The following is a 22,881-nucleotide window of genomic DNA, read 5'->3' on the forward strand; positions in this document are numbered from 1 at the left end:
GGCTTTAAAAGGATACGCCGGGGCTTCCATTTTGGGGAAGCCCCGGCGAGAGGGTTTAGCTCAGGACGAACACCGAGGTCGTCTTGATCTCCGTCGTTCGACCAGGAGCGGTGGCCGACACCTCGATGGTGTACAGCCCCGGCTTAACCCGGCGATTGGCGGCATCGCGGCCATTCCACAGCACGCTGTGGGTACCGGCCGTCTGAGCGGCTCGGCTGCCGACGACGTATACTTCCCTGCCGCTCTGGAGGATCCGAACGGAGGTCGTGGCGTCTGCGCCGAGTTGGTACTGGATGTTGAATCCAGCGGTAGTGCCGGATCCCGTTCGGGTCGCGGTGAGCGATGAGAGGACCGGACCGACGGCCTGCGTAGAATCCGCCGTGATCTTGAACTGTCGATTCGACTGGGCCTTCGAGGTGAACGTGTAGCTCGACTGCTTGCGCATGTCGATCGTCTGGTTCGTCGTAAGGTCGGTCAGCATCAACTGGATCGAAGCCGGCGCCTGATTGGCATTTGGCCACGAGATGGTCGTGCTGCCCGCGCTCTTGGTGTAGACCTGCCAGGCCCACTGGTTGTGGGAGGCATCCGGCACCAGCGACTGGGCGAGGAGCAGGCTCTTCGTTCCATTCAGCGTTACTATCGCCGCGGAGACCGCGGTGGGGGTCGGGGCGACCGGTGGCTTCTGGATTCGAGCCCGAACCGTGTCGGCCGGGTTCGTAACCACGCCGATGTAGTTCTGATCGTCGAGGACCTTTCCGGAGCGGACGGCCAGGTTGACCTTCCACTTCGCAGTCGGCGCGGCGATCGTCGCGGCACCGTGGACCTTCATGGCGCCGGTGATGCCACCGGTGCCGACGGGGATGAACGCGGTGAATACCGGACCGAACGAGATCGTCACGTCCTGAGGCGTATTCACGAACAGCCAGTAGCCGCGGTTCGGAATCAGGAGATCGGTGAAGTCCTGCGTGAACTTGTAGCTCTGAGTGTTGGGATCCCAGAACGAGAGGGTCGAGCCGATCACGTTCTGACCGGCGAGATCCGCAAACGTATGCGCATCCGTCGGGTCCGTGGCGGTGACGCCGACGAGTTGAGAGACCGGGATGGAGTAGTTGTACGGGTTGGCAATCAAGTTCCAGCCCGAGTGCAAAACGATGAGCGGAGCTCCGTTTGCGGACCCGAGATCGGAAGGCGTCCGGGGGTTGCCGCCTAGCTGCTTAAAGCCGACGTCCTGGGTGCTGATCAACCAGTTGCCAAAGCCACGCTTTGGTCCGGTCTGCAGCACGTATGCCTGCTGATTCGCATCCCACTCGAACGCCTGGTAGTCGCGATTGATCTGGAGCGGATTGGGGCCCGTTCCAAGGATCGTGGACCAAGTCGTGTCCGTGAACTGCCAAGGAGCCGTGACGAGATTTGCCGCGTCGCGGATGAGAAGCCGGGGCTGAGAGGCCACGTCGATGGTGCCCGTAATGGTCTTCTTAGGACCCGGCTGCGGCTCGACCGTCACCGTGTAGCTCTGCTTTCCGTAGAGTGTCGGATCGACATTTACCTGGAAATCGACAAAACCAAGTGTGTGGTGAGCGATCTCCTTGGGCAGGTTGTTCAAATCGCGAGGAGGCGGAGGGTTCACCGTGTCGATGAACTTAACGATCCGATTGGACGTGGGATTGTCGACGTCCGTCATTCCTTGCGGCAGGTTCAACGTAATGCGGACATCGTTAAGCGGAATCGGCTTCGCTTCATTCGCGAATCCGTTCACGTTGTCGACGTACACCCGGATCACCATCGGATTCGGATTGAATACCTGTGGATCGTTGTCGTTGACGGCGACGACTTTCGGTGTATCTACCGTTACCGCATAGGGCTTGGCGTAGTCGCTGACGCCCCAAGTCGAACGGTAATAAGCGGTGATAATCCGCTGCTCGTTCTGGTTGGTCAGTTGCGGCAGCCAGCGCTGCACATAACCCACGTCGGGGAAAATGCTCGTGTCTTCCAGAATCGGGGAAGGCGTCGAGTAGGCCGCGGGCATCGGAGTGGAGTTACCGGTCTCGATTCCCAGCAAAAATCCCGCCTTACCGATGTCGAGAATGTCGACCGGGGTCTGGTCCGGAATCGACGGATCGGCCATGGTAGGAACCTTGAGACCGTACGCCAAAGACTGAGTCATGCCGAAGTTCGCGTAAGGCGGCATCGGATTCTCGTGCGGCGAAGTCGCATTCAGGTTCGGGTCGCGCCGGAAACGGTGGTCGGTGTGCAGCGGTCGGAAACCGGGCACCTCGACAAAAGTGGTGCCGATAAAGTCGCCGAGGCTGGGAGCCAACATTTCGACCCACTGGCCAAACTCGAGCCCGATATTGGCCTGGGGACCCGTGTTCGTCATCGTCCACGTCAAGCGCGAGGTATCGCCCTTGATGTCGACTCGGAGCGATATCCGGATATTGTCGTTCGTGGACTCACCCACGAAGTAACGGTCGCTGGCCCCGTAATACGTGGTGTCGATGGCATTCTGCCCAAAAAGCGTTCTGGTCGGGGCCGCGGTCCCTTCCTGGCGAACCGACTTGGCATAACCCCAGTTGCCGCCGACGCCATCGTACATACCCATGGTCAGACCGAGCCAGTCGTCGATCGGATCGCCACCATAGGCAGTATCTTGAACGGAACCGAGTTTGCCGTACATGAAGCCGACGCGCCCGGCAACGTTGATCGTGATCCCGTTCGGAGGGAAACAGAACTTGCTGTAGCCAACCGTCCCTTGAACGCCGAGGAAAGTGCCAAAGAGGTCGTTCCAATCGAGCTGAGCTCCGTAGTCCGTGCTGTACGGATCGACGGGCGGAGTTACGGTAGGGTCCAGACAAAGTATTGGCAACGGAGCTGGGGGGAAATCAGATTGGGCAAGTGCCGTCCCCAGTCCCGTCATGGCGGCAAGCCCCACCACCGGTACCTTAAAAAGATTGCGGTTCATCGTATGTCCTTAAAGAGTTCAGGGCCATGCCCCCGAATCGCCTGAAAGCTAGACGGGGGCATGGCGGTCATTTGGTTCGCTCTTTTCGCCTGTCTATGGCGGAGGGGGCGGAGTGCCCGGCCGTACAAAGACTCGATATTGGCTAAAGATGTAGCGCTGGCCAGTGAGCGGGTCTGGGATCGGACCGGGCCGATCGTCAAGATTCCGCGCACCTGCTCTCCAATATACGGTCGAAGCGCGAGTTATGTAGCTTGGCAGATTACGAGTTGTATCGATCGAGGTCGGAGTTGACACTCTTCCAGTCTGGTTCGACACGAAAGTGACGACATTCGCCGTGCGGTTGCGCGGGAAGTTCGGACTGTCGGAGAACTGAACCAGGTACTGAACCGTGATCCCGAAACCGCTCGTCGCGACTGAGTCGAACGTGAACGGAGCAGTGGTGACCGAAGCGCCCGGCGACGGCGAAGCCAGAACCGGCGGCGTCAGAGGAGTCGCGGTTCCGACCGCGTTCTGCCGCTCGCTGGTGAAGTAGCAGATCGTGGATCCGGTGGCCGTGCCCGTGCCGGTTCCAGTACCCGTTCCCGTTCCAGTGCCGGTCGCGGTGCCCGTGGTGTTCGCCGTGGTGCCACCGATGGTGCCACCCGTGTTCCCGGTGCCTGTACCAGTGCCGGTGCCGCTTGCGGTGCTCGTACCGTTTCCAGTGCCGGTACCGGTGCCGGTGCCGGAGGTTCCTCCGTCCGGAAGATCGATGGATTGGAGGCCGTAGACCTCTTCAACCGAGTAAACGTACGGCCGACCTGAGACTACGCCGGGGATGGGCGCGGCCGAAGTCGAGTTATTGAGCGAAGAGTCGCAGGTGGTTCCGCCCGCCTGGTTGCGCTTGGTGTAGGTGATCGCCGGGCGCTGCGTATTCTGATCGTAGATCGAATTCGCGGTGCCGGGAGCAACCAACACTGGTGCGTCCAGAACGTCGTTGCGCCAAATCTGCCAGGCAACGCGCGTGCTGTTGCCGCCGGCGAAGGCATTCGCCGACCACGTGATGCGGACCGCGGGGGTGCCGCCGATGCCCGGGAAGAGCGCGGCTTCCGCGTGGACTTCCTTCGTCGTCGTGTTGCTGCCGGCGTTTCCGTTACTGAGCAAGACCGCGACGAGGCCAACAATCAAGAGAGTCGAAATCAAGCCCGAGTTGCCGCCGCTCTTGCGAACCCTGGCCGGGTGAACGTTTCCACTCGAATCGATCTGTTGAAGGTTTGAAATGCTCGGCGGGGTCCAAATGGCTCGAACCTTGTCGCCCGGCTGGATACCCTTGATGAACCGCTCGATGTGAACGGTTGAGCTGTCCGGCTCGACGTCGCTGACGCGCGCCGTTGCCACCTGCTCCCGGCCACGAAGCACGACGACTTCCTGACCGACGCTAAAGCCCGAACGCGTTCCTTTGTTGATGAGCGCGCTGTTCGTGTAGGTGTTTAAGACCGTGCCCTGCGGCAGGTTTCGGGTCTGGATATCCCGGATGGCAATGCCGGCGGCATTGTTGATGGCGTCATTGATGAGCGCCTCATCCGGCGAGTCGGACGGCTTGACGATCGACTCGCCTCTCGCCACGGACCCGTTGATGGCCAAACCGGACGCTACGTCGTAGATGACGACGTTCAGATTGACGACGGCGTGCTTGCCACCGGCGTCGTTGAACATTCGGTAGTCGACGATATCGCCCGACACGATGGTCGAAGCGTGCGTCTCTTGCGCCACGCGCATGAGGTTGATGGTGCCGACGGGCGGAGAGGTGATACCAAGGTCGGTGATGACCCGGTTGACCGTCTCTTCCGCGACGACCTCGTATTGGTTGGTCTTACCCAACTCGGTCATGACGGCTTTGGCCGCGACCTTGCCAAACGCGGTGCCTGGCGACTTTAGGTTGCGGAACTCAACGACAGTCCAGGTTGGCAGGACCGCGACCTGAGCCTCCGCACGGCTCAGAAGAGCCAGGGTAATGGATGGGAGCAGCAGGGCCACAATGACCAACTGACTGAACACCTTCCCGGTTAACGATGCGATGAACCGCCTCACTATGACGCGTCCTCCTTCCTCAATCCTTCTTCGATTTGGGGCATTGCTATGGCTACGTGTCCTTCCTTCGATGGCGCTCGGCGCCAAATAAAGGGTCTGCGAACCCTCTCGCTTTCACGTAGCGTCGCAGAAGCCCCTCCTCCACCAACCACGGCGAACCGGGGCAGGCAAATCTGAGCGAGTATAGCACGACGCTAACGAACGCGCAATTCACCTAACCGCAAGTTCCGAAGCCGCTTCGGAGAGTAAACGCCGGACGTGGTCTAAAGGGCGATTGGTTCGCAAGACAACGTCCGCAAATGGAATCTTCGCACGCGAAGAAAGCTGAGTCGAAAGGATGCCTTCCACGTGCCGCTTATCGCCGTACCGCTGCATCAACCGCCGTTTTTGCTCTCGCGGACCACAAGTGACAACCCAAATCCGGTCAAACGTACTCTGCAGACAAGCTTCGATCAGTAGCGGAACCTCGACAAAGGTCGCGGGATGACGGTCGATCTCCTCCATAACGAGCGGATGCATCGTCGCGTTGACCTGCCGACGAATTTCTTCCGAGCCGGCAAGCGCCGCCCGCAGTTCCGCAGGCGCAAACGGGTGCTCCAGCCCGGCGATCCTGGCAAGCGTTTGCGCTACGTCCCCCCGAGCAGCGATTTGGCGTGCCACGGCGTCGGCAGATAACGTGGAATAGCCGATCTCTTCGAGCATCTGGAGCACCGTAGACTTCCCCTCCCCAATCCCTCCGGTAATCGCGACTCGCATGGGGATAGGGTACTGCGTGTCGGGGGCCCGGGACTTGTGGCTTGTGGACTGTTGCTTGTGGACTGATGGGGATCGCTGGAGATCCCGGGTTGCCCGTAGCCCGTGGCTTTAGCCGCGGTTCAAGGCTCCTCCGCAGATAAATCCCCGGGCTACGGAGCCTGAGGGGACGAATGGGTCTGATGAGACATATGGGACCTGTGAGACCCAGATGTCCCATTCGCCCCATTCTGCCGCGGCAAGCCTCAGAACACGGCTACACCCCTGAAACATCAGAGAGGCCCCCTGCGGTTGCAGGAGGCCTCTTTAGGTAGCCAAGGGGCTAACGGACGCTTATTCCGTTTCGCCCTCTTCGGTGGCTTCCTTCTCTTCGCCTTCCAGCGGCTCGTCGTCGTCCGGACTCAGGAGGCCCTTGAGCATTCCCAAACGCTCGCCGATGGTCGCTCCGCCGCTCGTGGAGAAGCCGCGCCGGCCGCCGAGATCTTCGAAATCCTCGAATTCCTCGCGTCCGCCTCGACCCTTGGCGCCGCCACGGCCGCCAGGACCCTTCTTCTTGTCGCCAGGACCGCCCGGCCGACCCGCGCCGGCTCGGCGCATGTCTTCCTCGTATCCGCTCGGCTGGTAGCTAGCGCCAGGCTTGAGCTCGCCGCCGCCACCGAGAGCGCGCATGGAAAGAACCATCCGTCGCTCGTCCGGCCGCAGGTCGATGATCTGCGCCTCGACTTCCTGATTCTCTTCGACCACGTCCTGCGGGCGCTTGATGCGCCGGTAGCTCATCTCGCTGACCGGCATGAACGCCTCGGCGCCCTCCGGAAGCTTGATGAACGCACCGCTCTGCACGATGCGGCCGATGGTGATCTTGAGGTTCTGGCCGACCTTGTAGTTCTCCTTGATGAGATTCCACGGATCGGGAAGGACCTGACGGTGGCCCAGCGAGATCTTGCCGGCGCTCGGATCGAGCCGAAGCACCATGACCTTGATCTTCTGGCCCTCTTTGAACATCTCCTTGGGGTGGTTGATCCGCGCCCAGCTCATTTCTGAGATGTGCAACAGGCCGTCGACCCCGCCGAGGTCCACGAAAGCGCCGTAGTCGGTCAAACGTCGGACAGTTCCCTCGAGGGTGTCGCCCGGCTTGACGTCGTTGAAGATATTGTCCTTGGCGGCTTGACGTCGCTCCTCTTCGGCCTGTCGGTTCGACAGCACGACCTTCTTACGGTCGCGGTCGATCTCGATGACCTTGAGGTCGAGCGGATTGCCGACGTACTTCTCGATGTTGCGAAGCTTGCCCGAACCGACGTGGGTTGCCGGCACGAAGCCGCGAACTCCGACGTCGACGACGAGACCGCCCTTGACGCGGTCGACGACCTGCGCCTTGATGGTGGTCTGGTCGCGGTGAGCCTGCTCGATCCGGTCCCAAGCCTCTTCGAACTCGGCTCGCTTCTTCGAAACGATCGGGTTCCCTTCGGCCCCTTCCGGACGCAGAACGATGACGTTGATCTTGTCGCCGACGTTGAAGTGGCCCTTTGCCGTCTCAAGGTTCTCTTCGCTCAGCTCGCCGAGCGGGACAATCCCCTCGCTCTTGGTGCCGAGGTCCACAAAGACCTTGTCGCGGTCGACCTGGATGATCGTCGCCTCGATGCGCTCGCCCTTGGTGAGGCGCTTGAAGCCTCCCTCCGGTGCGTCGCCCTCGACGTTGAAATCGCCACTCATGTACGATTCGAACAGATCCGCATCCGCCGCCTTGTCTCGCGGCGCCGCGTCGACTGCCGGCGCCGCGGCATGCGGCACTGCCGGGGCAGGCGTCGGAACCGCCGGCTCGCCAGGGGTGGCAGGCTCGGCCGGGGCGGGACTTGGCTCGTGAACGGGGGCGGGGTGCTCGGGCGCCGCGGGGACCGGATCGCCGATCGTCGCCGGGTGCTCGGGCTCGCTTGGCTCGCTGCCGGGCAGGCTGGGCTCCTCCGCGGGAGTGGCCGGCGCTTCTTCGGCAACCGGCGTCGACTCCGCCACGGGGGCGGCGTCGGCCGAAGCCGCTTCCGTTACCGGAGCATCTTCCACCGCGTTCTCTACCGAGTTGGTGGGCTCGGCGGGCACGGGCGCGTCATTGGTCGAATCAACGGCCACTGGGGTCGTCTCGGGGGCGTCGGACGCTGTACCGGGGTTATCCACCGGTAGGGCTTCTTGTTCGCCCATGGGCGTCGGGTTCTGGTCGATCGTCATAGGGGTGTGAGGCTAGGCTCCAAAGAGTTGCGATCTATGCTACCCCAAGCCCCTCAGCCTCGAAGGAACGTTTGGCAGAACAGAAAGCTGTACATTATGACGCAATCTCGTGTCCCCACGGTCGAGTTGCTTCATATAAAGACCGATATCTTGCGTATGCGACGCCGTAGTCGGCGACTCCAGGTTCGACGCGGTCCTTAACTCGCACGACCTGATCGCATGCGGTCTTAACATCCGGCCACACTCCGATCCCCACGCCGGCGAGGATCGCGGCTCCGAAAGCCGGCCCTTCGTCACTCTGGAGGGTGACGCACGGAGTGCCGAACATGTCGGCCAGCATCTGCAGCCAAAACCGGCTCTTCGCGCCGCCGCTCGTCACCCGGATCTCGGCGGCGGTCGCGCCTAGTCCGCGCAACAGGTCCATCCCTTCCAGCAATCCGAAGCTAATCCCCTCGAAAAGGGCGCGGCTGAAGTGCGACCTCGTATGCCCGAGCGTAATCCCGGCGAACGCCCCTCTTGCGAGCGGGTCGTTATGCGGGCATCGCTCGCCCGTGAGGTAGGGAAGGAAGGTGAGCCCGTCGCTCCCGACCGGAGCTTCGGCGGCTTCCTTCGCGATCTCGTCGTAACCGCCCCGAGCCAAGGTGTCTCGGTACCACCGCAACGCTCCCCCGCAAGAGAGCATCACTCCCATCGCATGCCACGCCCGGTTGGCATGGCAGAACGTGTGGGCGGCGCCCCGAGGATCGTAATTCGGAGCGTCGATTGCGGTGAAGACAACCCCGCTTGTCCCCAGGCTGACACTGATAACCCCCGGCCGAACCGCGCCGGTTCCGACCGCCCCCGCCGCCTGATCGCCCCCGCCCCCGACCACCGGTATCCCTTCCGCGGTACGTCCCGTGATCTCGTGCGATTCGAAACATGTCGGAAAAAGCGAGGCATCGATCTCGAGCCTCGCCATCATCTCGGCCGACCAGGCTCGGCGCGGGACGTCCAGCAGGCCGGTTCCACTCGCGTCGCTCACTTCCGTCGCCTTGTCGCCGGTGAGCTTGAACCGGATGTAGTCTTTCGGCAGCAACACGGTACGGATTCGCTGGTAGTTGCTCAGCTCGTTGTTTCGCAGCCAAAGGATCTTGGGCGCCTGGAATCCAGTCAGTGGAGGATTGCAGGTGATCTGCCGCACCCGGTCCGGTCCCACCGAGTTGTCGATCTCCCGGCACTCCTCCGCCGTCCGCTGATCGTTCCACAGGATCGCGGGCCGGATTACCTCGTCGTTTTCGTCGAGGAAAACCGCCCCATGCATCTGCCCCGTGACCCCGATCGCATCCGGCTTTTCTCCGATCTCGGCGAGACATTTCTGAACGCCGATCCACCAATCCTCCGGATTCTGCTCCGACCAGAGCGGCTGCGGGACGGACAGCGGGTACTCAGCCGACGCTTCCTTCAGAACGCGTCCAGTTTCATCAATCAGCAAAACCTTGCACCCCGAAGTGCCGACATCGATCCCGAGAAGCTTGGGCATGCCCGGAGTTTACAGAGAATGGGGCGTCACCGTTCTACAACCACCAGTGCCACGGATGCAGGGAGACGCCCGCGTCCCATAACGCGTCTTCTCGGAAGCCCATCCCTGAACTCAGCACAGTTACAGGATCGGGCGCCGCATCGTCCCTGACCCGTAGGGTCGCAGAACTTAGCCAGGCGGTCGCAGACCCCTGGTAAAGAGCCCCGATCACCCGACCCGGCAGGGTCGCAGAACTTTTTCCAGTCAACCCCGTGGCACGGCGCTTCCAGCCCGTGTGTCTCGCGACCATCTGGTCGTTTAAATCCGCCAAGGCGTGATGCCCTTGGAACGGCTATGTGCCGGTACCCTCTCTGGCAATGCGCAAAGCCGTAATCGACGTTGGCTCTAACTCGGTCCTCTTGGTCGTTGAGGAAAAGACAGACGCCGGATGGCGGCAGGTTTATGAGACGACGGCGGTGACCGCGCTCGGTGAAGGGACGAAGACGACCGGGCGGCTGAGCGAGAGAGGGATGGCCGACACCTTGGCTGCGCTGGCCCGGATGTATCGGGAAGCTCGCGAACACGGAGCGACGGAAATCGTTGCCGCCGCCACGATGGCGGCGAGGATTGCGGAGAACACCGACGAATTCCTTGCGCGGGCCGAAGCTCAGGGCACTCCGGTATTCGTCCTCTCCGGCGAAGACGAGGCCGAGCTCGGCTTTCGCGCCGTGGCCGACGATCCGACGTTCGCCCAGTACCCCCGCCTCTCCATCGTCGACCCCGGGGGTCACAGCACCGAGCTGATGACGGCCGACCGCGCGGCAGAGGGGTGGCAGGTGTCTTTCCGGAGAAGCTATCCCGTGGGCACCCTCGGGCTCAAGAGTCAAATGTTGGGTGAGGAGTCGCCCGACTTCGGCGCCATTCTCGGCGCCTCCAGCGCCATCGACGACCTTCTGAACCTCAACTACGCCCCCGGGGAAGCCGGGCATACCGTCGTCCTTGGCGCGACCGGCACCAACCTCGTCTCGATCCGCGACCGGCTCGCCACCTGGCAGCCGGAAAAGGTGCATGGCGCGTACCTCGACTACGAGGAGATCAGCAAGGCGGTGGGCTGGATGATGCCGATGTCCGACGCGCAACGCGCCGCCATTGTCGGCATGGAGCCAGGCCGCGAAAAGACTCTCCACATCGGCGCGCTCATCCTCGAGCGTTTCCTCCACGCCCTTGGCGCTCCCGGCTGCTCCGTCTCGGTCCGCGGTTGGCGGCACGCGCTGCTGGAGCGGGGTTCGTAACATCTGCTAGAGTAACGTCACGATGTTCCAACATCGCTCTCCGCGAGAACAGTACGCGGTCATCGGCATCGGTGTCCTTTTACTTGCCGGCGCTGGGTATGTCGGCGCGGAGCGTCTCCGGCAGCCCGGGCCGCTAATCATTCAGCCGGCGGCGGTGCCGCCCGCCGCGAAAGAGAAACCGGCCGAGCCCGTGGCCGCAGCTCCCACGGAGCTTGTCGTCCATGTATCGGGAGCGGTCAAATCGCCAGGAGTAGTTCGACTTAAGTCGGACTCCCGAGTCGACGACGCGGTTAAAGCGGCGGGAGGCCCGAAGGCGAACGCCGACCTCGACCGAATCAACCTCGCCGCTCACCTGATCGACGCCACCGTCGTGTATGTCCCGCCTAAGGGTGACAAGGCTCGAGAGGTCGCCCCCACCTACCGGGGTGGCAAAGATGCAACGCCCCTCTACACCCCGGAAAAGGCGCCCCAGGCTCCGCCGCCGAAAAGTCTTGCCGGCTCGCTCCCTTCCACCATCGAGCCGGTAGCCCCGCCCGACCTAAAGGTGGAATCGACCGGTCAGCACCGGACGAAGGCGAAGACGCCGACCGGCGCCGTCAGCCTCAACTCGGCCACCGCCGAGGAACTTCAAACGCTTCCCGGAATAGGGCCTTCCACCGCTCAAAAAATCATCGACTATCGCCAACAGCACGGGCCGTTCGCCAGCGTAGACGGCCTGATCGACGTGAAAGGGATCGGGCCGAAGAAGATGGAAAAGCTGCGCCAGTGGCTCAAGCTATAGCCGCTAGCGAATCTGGCGGGCCGATTTGACGGGAACGCGGAACAGATCTCCCTCTTCGTTGCCCACCCGCAGGGTGCGAGCGTCGTCCCAGCAGATCGCCTCGCTCTGCCCCATCCCGGCGAGGCTTATCTTGGAAGGATGCCGTCCGGAAAGGATGTGCTCACCCTTCGCACCGGTGTCGAAGAGCCAAATCGCCTGCTCCGGCAAATGGGTAAGCACCGCCAGCCGCTTGCGGTCGGGTGAGACCGACGCCGCCGTCACCCATCCCCCCAACTCGGTCTGGTCCACGAGCTTCAGCATGTTCGTTTGCCGAGGATCGCGGGTGTCGAGCCGGTAAAGCCGAGCGATGGTTCCGGGGAAGAACGAGTTCAGCCGGGTCTTGGAGATGAAGTACAGCTTGCCATTCAGCGGAAAGAACGCCTCGCAATCCCACTCGTACGCTCCTTTCGGCGGGAATTCCTTCTGATCCGGATAGGCGATCGGAATATGCAGCGCAGCCGGCGCCGACTTCACCTTGGTCGGATCGGGCTCGGGAAGGAGATACACGCCGAGATCCTTCCGCCGATTCTTGTTGTTCCCCATATCGGAAACGATGAGCGTGTTCCGGTCTCGCGAAATTTCTTCCCAGTCGACGTTCTGAGCATTCGGAATCTGCACTTCCGAGATCAACTCTCCGTTCCCCTTTATGGCAAAGATTCGAGCCGTGTCGCCGCTATCGTTGTGGACCCAATAGGTGTCTTTAAAGCGGGCGCTCTTGGCGATGCCGCTCATCTCGTCGATCTCTTTCGAACCGACGTGGGCGAACGGGGTAGACGGCGCCACCGTGTTCAGCGCCTGCGCGATCGGCTCGGCCGCGACCAGCACCACCGACAAAATGAGGAGACGACGCACGAGAATACGCGGATGCTGGGCCATGGGACGCTTCACTCTAACCAGCTCGGCAAGGTGGAGGTTCCCTGCGACGCTTCCCCTATCCGGCCGCCCCGGTCCAAGAGCCGTACCCGGAGCCGGATGCCATGGTTGGCTGCACGTCTCCCGGCTTAATCGTTAGGATCGCGGTTGCCGACGTGAACGAAGCGGTTAACGCTTCCGGGCGGCCCAGGCCATAGTCTTGCCGCGACGCAACGAAGCCTGCCGTCACTTCATATTTCCCCGCAACCAGAGGGAACCAAGATCGAGAAGCATGTACCAAGGTGGTCGCATGGGGCGGCAGATAGATCAGGGGTGGCGGGCCGCCCCACACCATCGGCGTCGCGGTGGCGGGCTTGAGCTGCCACATCATCCCCTTTTCGCTCTTCAACGTGTAGACCGGTTTCGGCAATTCGATGCTTCGATCGATATATAGAGTGACCGGGAGGTCGTTGTCGTTTTTCACGAAGCAGCGAATCAGATCGGGCCCGTCTGACTTGGCCGTGATCGAGAGCCCAAACGTAAGCCCTCGATCTGCCTTACTCCACGCGGTATCGGCGGGAGCGGCTTGGAAAACGGCGGCGATGGCGAGGAGGGGAGCGAACATGGCTACCTCCTTCGTGCCGCGGGCGGCCACGCAAGTTCAATCGTTCTGTAAACTATCGGCAAGATCGTATAGGTTCATTCGCCGCCCCTCATCGGAAAGAGGACCAGACGATCCAAGCCGGCTGGTTAACATTGGCGACGCTAATATCCCGTAACCTGGCCCCTTTGGGGGCGATTCTGATCGCGCTCTGCGGTTGCGGCGTCCCGGACCGGGACGCCGCACACCTTGCCAGCGTATGGGACACGGTTTTGCGTCGGCTGGACGAACACAATATCGTGAGAATTCGCGTACGTGCTCAAAGTGCGGCCGGGCACACGTTGGAGTTCGAAACAGGTGATTCAAAAACGATTGCCGCGTGCGTGGAGGCGACGCACCATGTGGTGCCGGTTCCCGATCGACAATTCAATCAGCCGGACAGCATTCAGTTTGTAGATGGGCGCGGCAATAAAACCCAGATGCACATCAATTTCTTCAACGGCCGGCACGATCTCGGCCCCCGCATGGAGGCGTGTTTCAACGGCCTCGCCCGGTTCCCGGTGGAGTGAATCGTTTCGGCTCCGCGAAGTGCCTCGCCGTTCTGTAAACTACCGCCATGATCGCGCAGGCCCACTCGGCGACCCTCATCGGGATCGAGGCTTTGCCAATTGTCGTGGAGGTGGACCTGCAGGGATATGTCCAAGGCGACGGGGAACGCTACTTCATCCTCGTCGGACTCCCCGACAAAGCCGTCCAAGAGAGCCGCGAGCGCGTGCGGACCGCTTGCCGGAATAGCGGCCTCGGCTTCCCGAATCGGAAGATCATGTGTAACCTCGCCCCCGGCGACATTCGCAAGGAGGGGCCGTGGCTCGATCTTCCGATGGCGGTCGCGATCTGTGGGGTGGACGGAAAGTTCCCCTTGGAGGAGCTCGAAAGCACCCTCATCATCGGCGAGCTCGGTCTCGACGGCGACCTAAAGCCGATGGATGGCGCCGTGAACGTGGCGCTGATGGCGAAGGAGCAAGGTTTCAAGCGGCTCATCGTTCCCGAAGCGTGCGCCGCGGAAGCATCCGTCGCGGTGGGCGTCGAAGTGTACGGCGTACGCCGGCTGCTGGACGCGATCGAGATCCTGAGCGGTTCCAGCCTCTTCTCCCCGCATCGTTTCGAGCCGAGCCTGGACGTTCGACTTCCTGAATACAACGTCGACTACTCCGACGTGAAGGGTCAGCGCCACGCCGTCCGGGCCCTGGAAGTCGCGGCGGCCGGCGGGCACAACGTATTGATGAACGGCCCTCCCGGCTCCGGCAAAACGATGCTCGCCCGGCGTCTCCCAACAATCCTGCCGCCCCTATCGCTCGAAGAGTCGATCGCGGTAACCCGCATCCTCTCCGCGGCCGGCCAAAAGGGGGATAAGTCCGGTCTCGTCTGGGAGCGGCCGTTCCGTTCGCCTCACCATTCTGCAAGCTACGCCGCCATCGTCGGCGGAGGTAAGAACCCAAAGCCGGGCGAGGTATCGCTCGCCCATTTTGGGGTCCTTTTTGCCGACGAATTTCCTGAATTCGATCGGGGAGTCTTGGAGGCGCTAAGGCAGCCGTTGGAGGATGGGGAGGTTACGGTTGCGCGGGTTAGCAACACGCTTACCTTCCCCGCCGAGTGCATTTTAGTCGCCGCTATGAATCCTTGTCCTTGCGGCTTCAAGGGGCTTCCGGAGGAGCGATGCGTCGGCCAATCGCAGTGCGAGCGGTACTCCGGGAAGATCAGCGGTCCTCTGCGGGATCGGATCGACATCCATCTCGAAGTGCAGCGCCTGAAGCCGGACGAGCTCATCGGGATGCCGACCGGGGAGTGCAGCGGGGCCGTTCGAGATCGGGTCATCGCGGCTCGGGAAAGGCAGAACGTCCGCCTGGGCAACCACCGCGTAAACGCGAAAATGAACCCGCGCGAAATCCGTGAGCTGATTGTTCTGGATCAGGACAGTCAGGATTTCATGCGGCTCGTGGCCGCGAGGATGAACCTTTCGGCTCGGGTATTCGACCGCATTCTAAAAGTCGGCCGCACAATCGCCGATCTCTCGGGTGACGATCTAGTTCGAAAGAGCCACCTCTCAGAGGCAGTGCAGTACAGAGATCGGGGAGTCTCATAGTCGAAACTTATGGCACGGGTCAATAAACATCCAAACGCCGGTCTTGATCCTTCTCGAGACCTTGTCCACGGCCACGTAGCTCTCATCGACATTCTAGGCTTCAAAGGCGCATGGAACCGCTTTAGCTCTCAGGACTTGATCGAATTCTTCACTAGCATAGAACGGGCACTGACTCGGTTCAAGGAAGACAGTGAGACACCAAGCTCTTCCTTGGTGCCAATTGCTCATTTGTCAGATAGTGGTGGAATTGGGTGGAAAAGGGACGATCAGGGTGTTGTTTTACTATCTGAAATCATTCAGTATCCACTCCCGTTCCACTACGCTCTAATAAGTGACACAATAGTGATTGCGTTCGAAGACCAAACACCTGACGATATAAACGGGGTGCTGCACATTGGTGCGGTCGCGGCCCGGATTCAGCGCATGTTGTTCGATAGTCGCTTTCGTTGGCTTTCCCGTGGCTACATTTGCAGGGGGCAATTCGCGCTCAACAAATCCATCATTGTAGGTCCAGCTATTGATGAAGCGGCGTCAAGATACGAGCTGTCTGATTGTGCTTGTATTTGGCTGAGTCCTCTGCTTTACAACGATCTCATTGAAATACGTTCCTCCCAGTGGGTGAATTCGCGTAGAAAGGATACTGATGTCAACGCGATTAAGGAGTTTTTCTTCGAGCACGGGAGCTATCTACCGTGGATAAATATACCTTTGAAGGATGGAAAATCCATTGAGTCGGCGGTGGTTAACCCGTTTGTGCGGTCAATACCTTCACGGTGTACGCAAATTCTCAGAGCTTTTGATACCTCTCCAAACGACATCGACGTACTCAGCAAGAAACTCAGGACCAAAGATCTCTTGCAGCAGTGTCATGAATCCCTATGTAGACTGTTTGACGAACCTTCGCTCGATACCCTTCCGCATAAAAAACGTTCTAAGGATTACAAGAAGTTCTATCAAAAAATGATTGACCGTAATCAGGCAAGGGTTGTCAGAAAGGCCACCTTCTCAAAAGAAGGTACGCGGATAGAAGACCCATATGAGCAGTAACCATTGAGCAGGTAGCAAATCTGTTCCCATAAGCTTGCCCGATGCCTGGACGGGAAACAGGGCCACTAACCTTCACCCTCAGCCCTTCTTACTTAAGAATAATTGAAATTAGGCCCTTGATAGATACTGTGCCACCTCCGTCTATCTTCTTTGCAGGGGCGGCTCGCGCCCTGATACCGCTGTATGCTGGCACTACGTTGTTTTTTGAGGGCTATACTCCCTGCATCCATTTGGACTTAACTCTCCCGTTTCGCGACTCGCCGATCCTCCTATCGTTCCTTGGGCAGCAGAGGAGAGCCATAGAGCCGCTCGGGGTGAAGGCAAGGTTTGGATCTCAATGCAACAGAAGAGCTTAACTGAACAGCCACCTTCAACCCCGTCCTCCCAACCGCGATTTACAGTGTCCCAATGCGGGATATCTTTGCCACGACGGCAGGGGAAGGGACTCCGGATTTTCTACTTCAACTGCGACGTAAACCGGTAGGTACCCCCGCCGACTTCGTAGACGGCAGCCTCACCTTCCATGCGCCGGAAACGTCCCCCGTCCGCATGAACCGACTCCCTAGCGGAAGTCGGCACATACACCAGCGCCGTCGTGTTCGCCGGAACCGTCACTGCCAACGAGAACTCCTGCCCGGATCGCCTCCAAGAAGTGGAGATCCGGCCGCGAATGGAGTCGAGAGAGCCCTTCCCCCAGGTCATCCCGCCGCCCGGGATGGGGCGGACGACGATTCGCTCGTAACCAGGGACGACCGGGTCCATGTCGATTCCCGCGACGGTGCGGTACATCCATTCGCCCACCGAGCCAAGGGAGTAGTGGTTGAACGAGTTCATTCCCGGGTTCTGGAATCCCTTCTCCTGAGTCCAGCCGTCCCAGCGCTCCCAGATCGTGGTCGCGCCTTGGCGGATCGAGTAGCCCCACGAGGGATACGTATCGTTCAGCAGCAGCTTATACGCGATATCCGATCGGCCCATCGCGGTAAGGGTCGGGTTCAGATACCCAACTCCTACGAAGCCGGTAGAGAGGTGCCCCTTTCGGTCGATGAGAATGTGGTTGGCGAGCCGCTGAGCTGCTCCCGGTCGAGCATGCGGCGGGAGCAAATCGAACGCGAGGGCGAGCACGTAGGCAGTCTGAGTGTCCCCCTTGATCTTCCCTTCCGAGTCGACGAACCGATCGTTAAACGCGGTGCGAATCGAGTCGCGTAGCGCTTCGTACCGATGAGCGTCGTCCAGTTTGCCGATCACCCGCGCCGAGCGGGCGAGAAGGTCGGTGCTGTACGCAAAGTAGGCGGTGGCGAGAACCTCGCGAGGGGTGTCGTCTTGCACGTTCAACCAGTCGCCAAAGTTGTTGTTCGACCGCTTGACCCAGATGTGGTCGGGGTTTACGGAATCGATGTAGGAGATCCAAGCCTGCATCGCCGGATAGCTCCGCTCCAGGAGGCGAGTATCGCCGTAGCACCGGTAGACGGTCCACGGCACAATGACGCCGGCATCGCCCCAGGCGGGTGCGCCGTCCGATTGGTCTCCCATCCGGGGCGAAACGTCCGAGAAGCCGCCCTGAGGCGACTGGGCGTCGATTACGTCCTGCGTCCACTTCTCCAAAAACGCGGCGACGTCGTTGTTGAAGCAAGCTGTGCGGGCGAAGATCTGGGCGTCGCCCATCCATCCCAGCCGCTCATCGCGTTGCGGGCAGTCGGTGGGGACCTCCAGGTAGTTGCCGCGCTGCCCCCAAAAGATGTTGTGCTGAAGCTGGTTCACGAGCTGGTCGGAGCATTGGAACGTTCCGCTCTTCGGATTGTTGGATCCGACGACCACGCCGGTGATCGCGCCTCGCCCCGGCTTGCCGGGGTAACCGGTGACTTCGACATAGCGGAAGCCATGGAACGTGAAGGAGGGTTCGTAAACCTCGGTGCCGCCTCCTCGAAGTGTATACGTGTCCGTCGCCTTGGCGCCGCGCAAGTTGGTGGTGTAGACGGTGCCGTCCGGATTCAGCATCTCGGCAAAACGGAGCTGCACGGTATCACCGGCTTTGCCGCGAACCCGCAGGCGGGCCCAACCCACCATGTTCTGTCCAAGGTCGTACACGAACGAGCCTGGCTTAGGCTCGGTGATCCGCCTCGGTTTCAGCTCCTCCAGTTTCTCGACGGTCGGGCTGCGCTGGGCGACGAGTGGGATTTCACCGACCGGCCGAGTCTCCACCGGCTTCCAGTTGCCGGGGATGACGCGGGCGTCGTACGTCTCTCCCATCAGGAGGTCGTTCGAGAGGATCGGCCCGGTTCCGGCTTTCCAGGACGAGTCGCTGGCGAAAGTCTCGTGAGTGCCGTCGCGATACTCCACCTCAATCTGGGCAAGCCCTTCCGGCTTATCGCCGTAATTCTGCCCGCCGGTGAGGCCGACGTGGCCGCAATACCAGCCGTCTCCCAGGACGAGGCCGACGCCTCGCGCGCCGGTCTTCAGCATGGAAGTGACGTCGTAGGTTTGATATTGAATCCGTTTGCGGTAATCGGTCCAACCCGGGGTGAGGAAAGATTTCCCGACCGGCTTTCCGTCCACCAGAAGCCGGTAAAGCCCCTTGGCGGTGACATAGGCGCGGGCGCGGCGAACCGGCTTCGGGATCTGGATCGACGTCGTGACGATCGGCGCCGGATATGCGGGCTGCGCCCATTTCGTGCGGCCAAACGGTGCGCCGCCTAAGGGGGCGAGCTCCTTCGCATCGACCCAAGTCGACCCGTCGGTGCTCGCTTGCCATCGGCCGTCGGAGTTGATGGAAACTTCTCGCCCGTCCGCATACGTCACTCGGCCGACGACCGCGACCCCGGCTCGCGACGTGTCGTTGATCCCGTCAACGGCCACCGCGTTGTTGCCGGGGTGAAGCTGCCGCTTGACGTCTACGACGGTGAAGCTGGTCCAACCCCCTCCGTTGCTAACCGCCTGCCCATTCACGGTGGCCCGAAACTTATCGTCGGCGGCGAATCCCATCACGGCCTGAGTGATCTCTCCCGAAGGCAGGTCGACCTGAGTACGGAATTGGCGAGTGACGCCGGTCGGCGCATCGCGAGCGGGATCGCCTTCCGGGTACCAGATCCACTTCGCCTTAGACATGTCCGCCGGTTTGCTGAAGGCATCGGGCAGCGAAACCCACTGCGCCTTCCAATCGCCGGGGTTCACGATGCCGGCCTCCCAGAATGCGGGCGCGCTGGTGCGACTGGCGCCGTTTTCCCAAACCGTCACCCGCCACCAAGCCCGTTGGCCGCTCTGGAGCGGCTGGCCAGCATAAGCGACATTGACGGTTTGGCTGGAGGCTACTCGACCGGAATCCCAAAGGTCGTCCTTGCCGGTGCGGAGATTTTCCGGACTGGTCGCGACTTCGATCCGGTAGGCGCGCTGCTTGGCGTCTCGCTGGCCTGACTCGACGATCCAGCTAAGGCGCGGCGTCCTTTCGTCGATCCCGACCGGATTTAGCAGGTATTCACAGCGCAACCGCGCGGGGGTCAGGTCGGAGTCGGTCAATGCCACCAAGGCAAACAGCGCAAGCATTCCGATACCGTAGCAGAGTTAGGGGTCGCTTCGGCTACCGCCCTTCGTACCCGGCCCGCTAATTCGGGTCGGCGGCGTGGAGCCAGAGGTTGATTAACGGGTTGGTTTCGCTGCTGATGAGGTGGTGGTCTTCGCCCGGTTCGATGACGAAGACGTCGCCGGCCTGTACCGGCTCGCGTACGCCGTCGACCTCAATCCATCCCTCGCCCTGGAGGAGGCAGAAGATCTCTTGGTCGACTTCCAAGTGAGGCCGTTCTTGGTCGTGGGTTACCATTCCGGGCGTGTGGAACGACAGACCGCCCTTGTAGAGCCGGGAGCCATCAACGATGGCGGAAAACAGGTGCGTTCCCGGTTCCAGGTCGGCAAATCGGGAGCGTCTCATAATCCTAACCTCTGCGACATCGTCGCCTCGAAGCAGTCGAGGTCGTCCATCCGGGCGCTTTCCAACGGAAGCTCGCCGGTAGGCCAAGTTTCGTGCTCGACGAAGGCGGTTAACTCGCGCTCGAGCCCTTCTACCTGGACCCGACCAAGATCATCTGTCTCAATCCGTTCCCTCGCGATCTCCTCGATTCCACCACAGGATACGAGCGCAAGGTCGCAGAGAGAAACGAAGCCGCGGCAATCTTCCAAACGCGTCGTGGGACGCGGGCGGTCACCCCGGACGTAGGCGAAATACTCGCGCAAGTTTTCGCGAAGCATTTCGGCGTGGTCGCCGCGGGAGGATTCGAACCTTTCGCGAGTGCCGTTCCGGTGTTCGATCTCGCCGGAACGCCAAGTGTCGAAGCGGATCGTCGCTTGGTCGAGCACGAGCGTCTCCCGCTCGAAGTAGCGGTCCTTACCCGTGTGGGTCGCCCCGATCCGAAGCCACGCGCCACCGTCGGTGCGGGCGGAAACAAAGGCGGTGTCGTAGCTCTCGATCGGGTGAGCCCGGAAGAGACGTGCCCACACCTCCTCAACCTCGCCCACGGCTCCTTCCTTCCCGCACCAAAAAAGCAGATTCTGAACGTAGTGCGCCAACGCGTTGCCGATGCAGGAGTCGAGGACCCACCGGTCGCCGACTCGCAATCGCCCGGCCCAGTCGTTGCGGGTGTAATACTCGCGATCGCGCGGCCATTCCGCCAGCAGAGAAACCCCGCGCAGGACGCCGAATTCCCCCGAAAGGATGCGGCTCTTCAGCTCTTGGCGCATCGGGTCGCCGGTGAAGTTGAATCCGACCTGGGTCTGGCGGGAAGCTCGCCCGTCTCGCTCCAGCATCTCCAAGTACTCGGGCCACCATAGGCTAGGGGGCTTTTCCAGATAGCACGCCGCCCCCGCTTCGACTACCGCTTCGTGCTGAGCGGCGTGAAGCGGGATCGGAGTCGGCAAGGTAACGACGTCGATCTCGCCGGCGGTTGCTTGCAGCAGAGAACCGAGGTTCGGGTAAGTCGAGACCCCGCGTTGCTCGAACCGGTACTGCTCGCCAGCTTGACCCAAGCGAGCGGCGCTTGGGTCGCAGGTGGCAACGACCCGGCACTCCCCCTCGGACTCCAGCTCGGCAAGCGAAAGGTGGTGCTGGCCGGCGAATCCGCCGACACCCGCGACGGCTACGCGCAACGTTCGATCGCGTCTGGACATGCCAAGTCATTGTTCCCGAATCGGAGGGTTTTTCGAATGGACCTGGCTAACCGGCAAATCTACTTGGCGTCTCTCTCAACGAATTGGCGGATGATTATCGTACTGTGTTCTTCTCGTTGTTCAGTGCGGTAGCGGCCCCCTCTCCTCCGCCCAAGAAAGGGCGCGCCTGGTACCAGCGCCTTGTCCGGCCAAAGGGGAGCCCCGATCTGGACGATTATTTCAAAGACAGTTTCTTCCCGCGTTACTACCGGATCGCGGTGATGAGATTCCGGTCGCTTCCACAGACCGAGGAAACGGCAAAGGAACTCTTTCGACAAACCGAGCTGGTCAAAAACCAGTTGGAGCTCGAGAGTCACCCTCACGACGCAGACTACAGCGACCTCTTCGCGCTGGAGAACGCGATCATCCGGTGCTGTCCGGCGATCGAGTTGCCCTACCTGCGTGAGCAGATCCTCGTGCGGTACCGCTCGCTCGCCGGAGACGACGACCCGATCGTCCTCCGATACTTCCAGCAGGCGTCACCGAATCCGCACGCCATCACCATTCGCGACACTCGCGCCGACCTGACCCCGCCGACAACCGAATCGGGAGGCCCGACATGACCCTTAACCCGCCGCCGGCTCCGGTTTCCGCGGAGGAGCTTCGGGAGGAGATGGCCAGCATCTTGGCCCGGTATTACTTATTGCTCTCTTCGGTGCGAGACAAGGAGCATCGCAGAATCGTGACGCTCAAGCGGTTGGCGGCCTTCACCGCCACCGTATTCGCCCTCGGATTGCTCGCCATCGCCCTCGGATATGGGCCGGGGACGTACAAGGCGCTTTCCAGGATTTACTGGCCGGTCCCCGCGTTCGTCATCTGGGCCGGACTGATGGGCGGAGCCGTGAGCGCGATGATCCGGGTAGCGAACGCCCCCACCAAAGGGGACGAGGATACGCTGGTGATCCAGTTCAAGCAGGCGATGAAGAGCGTCTACACGGCTCCGCTCCTAGGCGCGGTGTTCGCGATCGTGCTGTACATCGGCTTCTGCGCCAACGTCGTGAACGGGACCTTCTTTCCGAACATGCTGGCCACAAGCCAGGCGGTCTATCTACCGGATGTCGACGGCCCGCGTCCGCCGACTTCGGTCGATACGGCGACTGCCCTTTACCGTCCGGATGCGTCCGCCGCATCGAAGAGTCCATCAAAGCCGGAGTCCGCCGTCGGCGGGACCAAGGAGAATCCGACCCCGAGTGGGCCCGCTCAGATTCGAACGGAAGAGGGGGAGCGGAGGCGGACCCAGCAGTACGTCTGGGCTATGATGCCGGCAAGCTCGAGAGACTTCAGCCTTGTGCTCTTCTGGGCGTTCGTGGCCGGATTTATCGAGCGACTCGTTCCGGATCTATTGGATCGCATTATTGCGAAGCAGAAGGGGTAGGCGGGCTTGCGTTATAAACGGGGACGGGCCGCCCCTGCCACGTTCTTGGATTGTGGTCTCCGGGGCG

Annotated in this window: 17 protein-coding genes; 7 read left to right on the forward strand and 10 right to left on the reverse strand. The window is 61.4% G+C overall.

Going from position 1 to position 22,881, the window contains the following annotated elements; translation table 11 throughout:
• Nucleotides 1-55: 55 nt before the first annotated feature.
• The 5 genes from OP10G_RS06220 to xylB all read right to left on the reverse strand — a co-directional run bounded on the left by OP10G_RS06220 (nucleotide 56) and on the right by xylB (nucleotide 9,515).
• Nucleotides 56-2,959 (reverse strand): FlgD immunoglobulin-like domain containing protein, encoded by a 2,904-nt coding sequence (locus tag OP10G_RS06220; RefSeq protein ID WP_038472678.1) that lies wholly within the window; start codon nucleotides 2,957-2,959, stop codon nucleotides 56-58.
• A 93-nt stretch (nucleotides 2,960-3,052) separates the two neighbouring features.
• The gene (locus OP10G_RS27195) at nucleotides 3,053-5,026 is read right to left on the reverse strand and encodes a hypothetical protein (protein WP_025226748.1); all 1,974 of its coding nucleotides are present in this window, start codon (nucleotides 5,024-5,026) and stop codon (nucleotides 3,053-3,055) included.
• Nucleotides 5,027-5,236: 210 nt separating this feature from the next.
• Nucleotides 5,237-5,782 carry a dephospho-CoA kinase gene (gene coaE, locus OP10G_RS06230; RefSeq protein ID WP_025226747.1) on the reverse strand — a complete coding sequence of 182 codons (546 nt, stop codon included), beginning with the start codon at nucleotides 5,780-5,782 and terminating at the stop codon, nucleotides 5,237-5,239.
• Between the two features lie 330 nt (nucleotides 5,783-6,112).
• A complete protein-coding gene (locus OP10G_RS24145) occupies nucleotides 6,113-7,996 on the reverse strand; it encodes a 30S ribosomal protein S1 (protein WP_025226746.1) in 1,884 nt (627 codons plus the stop codon).
• Nucleotides 7,997-8,090: 94 nt separating this feature from the next.
• Nucleotides 8,091-9,515, reverse strand: coding sequence for a xylulokinase (gene xylB / locus OP10G_RS06240; protein WP_025226745.1), 1,425 nt, complete (start codon nucleotides 9,513-9,515; stop codon nucleotides 8,091-8,093).
• Between the two features lie 356 nt (nucleotides 9,516-9,871).
• On the opposite strand from xylB, the gene OP10G_RS06245 reads away from it, so the two are divergent.
• Nucleotides 9,872-10,786 carry a Ppx/GppA phosphatase family protein gene (locus OP10G_RS06245; RefSeq protein WP_025226744.1) on the forward strand — a complete coding sequence of 305 codons (915 nt, stop codon included), beginning with the start codon at nucleotides 9,872-9,874 and terminating at the stop codon, nucleotides 10,784-10,786.
• Between the two features lie 22 nt (nucleotides 10,787-10,808).
• Nucleotides 10,809-11,567 (forward strand): ComEA family DNA-binding protein, encoded by a 759-nt coding sequence (locus tag OP10G_RS06250; RefSeq protein ID WP_025226743.1) that lies wholly within the window; start codon nucleotides 10,809-10,811, stop codon nucleotides 11,565-11,567.
• Between the two features lie 3 nt (nucleotides 11,568-11,570).
• On the opposite strand, the gene OP10G_RS06255 is transcribed toward OP10G_RS06250, so the two are convergent.
• Together OP10G_RS06255 and OP10G_RS06260 are read right to left on the reverse strand one after the other, a co-directional pair.
• Nucleotides 11,571-12,482 (reverse strand): hypothetical protein, encoded by a 912-nt coding sequence (locus tag OP10G_RS06255; protein WP_025226742.1) that lies wholly within the window; start codon nucleotides 12,480-12,482, stop codon nucleotides 11,571-11,573.
• Between the two features lie 55 nt (nucleotides 12,483-12,537).
• On the reverse strand, nucleotides 12,538-13,083 hold the full coding sequence (locus tag OP10G_RS06260) for a hypothetical protein (protein ID WP_144241022.1): 546 nt from the start codon (nucleotides 13,081-13,083) through the stop codon (nucleotides 12,538-12,540).
• A 164-nt stretch (nucleotides 13,084-13,247) separates the two neighbouring features.
• Between OP10G_RS06260 and OP10G_RS06265 the strand changes: the two genes are divergently transcribed.
• The 3 genes from OP10G_RS06265 to OP10G_RS06275 are packed head-to-tail and all read left to right on the forward strand — an operon-like array spanning nucleotide 13,248 to nucleotide 16,249.
• Entirely contained in the window at nucleotides 13,248-13,628 is a 381-nt protein-coding gene (locus OP10G_RS06265; RefSeq protein ID WP_144241023.1) for a hypothetical protein, read from the forward strand.
• Nucleotides 13,629-13,675: 47 nt separating this feature from the next.
• On the forward strand, nucleotides 13,676-15,202 hold the full coding sequence (locus OP10G_RS06270) for a YifB family Mg chelatase-like AAA ATPase (protein ID WP_025226739.1): 1,527 nt from the start codon (nucleotides 13,676-13,678) through the stop codon (nucleotides 15,200-15,202).
• Between the two features lie 9 nt (nucleotides 15,203-15,211).
• Nucleotides 15,212-16,249 (forward strand): hypothetical protein, encoded by a 1,038-nt coding sequence (locus tag OP10G_RS06275; RefSeq protein WP_025226738.1) that lies wholly within the window; start codon nucleotides 15,212-15,214, stop codon nucleotides 16,247-16,249.
• Nucleotides 16,250-16,705: 456 nt separating this feature from the next.
• Here the strand turns inward: OP10G_RS06275 and OP10G_RS06280 are convergent, their stop codons facing one another.
• Genes OP10G_RS06280 through OP10G_RS06290 form a run of 3 tightly spaced genes read right to left on the reverse strand, consistent with a single transcriptional unit; the run spans nucleotide 16,706 to nucleotide 21,400 of the window.
• Nucleotides 16,706-19,786, reverse strand: coding sequence for a family 78 glycoside hydrolase catalytic domain (locus OP10G_RS06280; RefSeq protein WP_025226737.1), 3,081 nt, complete (start codon nucleotides 19,784-19,786; stop codon nucleotides 16,706-16,708).
• A 58-nt stretch (nucleotides 19,787-19,844) separates the two neighbouring features.
• Entirely contained in the window at nucleotides 19,845-20,168 is a 324-nt protein-coding gene (locus OP10G_RS06285) for a cupin domain-containing protein (RefSeq protein WP_025226736.1), read from the reverse strand.
• On the reverse strand, nucleotides 20,165-21,400 hold the full coding sequence (locus OP10G_RS06290) for a Gfo/Idh/MocA family protein (RefSeq protein ID WP_025226735.1): 1,236 nt from the start codon (nucleotides 21,398-21,400) through the stop codon (nucleotides 20,165-20,167). Before OP10G_RS06290 ends, OP10G_RS06285 begins: the two co-directional genes overlap by 4 nt.
• A gap of 104 nt (nucleotides 21,401-21,504) precedes the next feature.
• Between OP10G_RS06290 and OP10G_RS06295 the strand changes: the two genes are divergently transcribed.
• Nucleotides 21,505-22,002 (forward strand): hypothetical protein, encoded by a 498-nt coding sequence (locus OP10G_RS06295; RefSeq protein WP_025226734.1) that lies wholly within the window; start codon nucleotides 21,505-21,507, stop codon nucleotides 22,000-22,002.
• Complete coding sequence (locus OP10G_RS06300) at nucleotides 21,999-22,814, forward strand: hypothetical protein (RefSeq protein ID WP_025226733.1); 816 nt, start codon at nucleotides 21,999-22,001, stop codon at nucleotides 22,812-22,814. Before OP10G_RS06295 ends, OP10G_RS06300 begins: the two co-directional genes overlap by 4 nt.
• Nucleotides 22,815-22,881 lie beyond the last annotated feature (67 nt).

Source organism: Fimbriimonas ginsengisoli Gsoil 348, assembly GCF_000724625.1.
GTDB lineage: Bacteria > Armatimonadota > Fimbriimonadia > Fimbriimonadales > Fimbriimonadaceae > Fimbriimonas > Fimbriimonas ginsengisoli.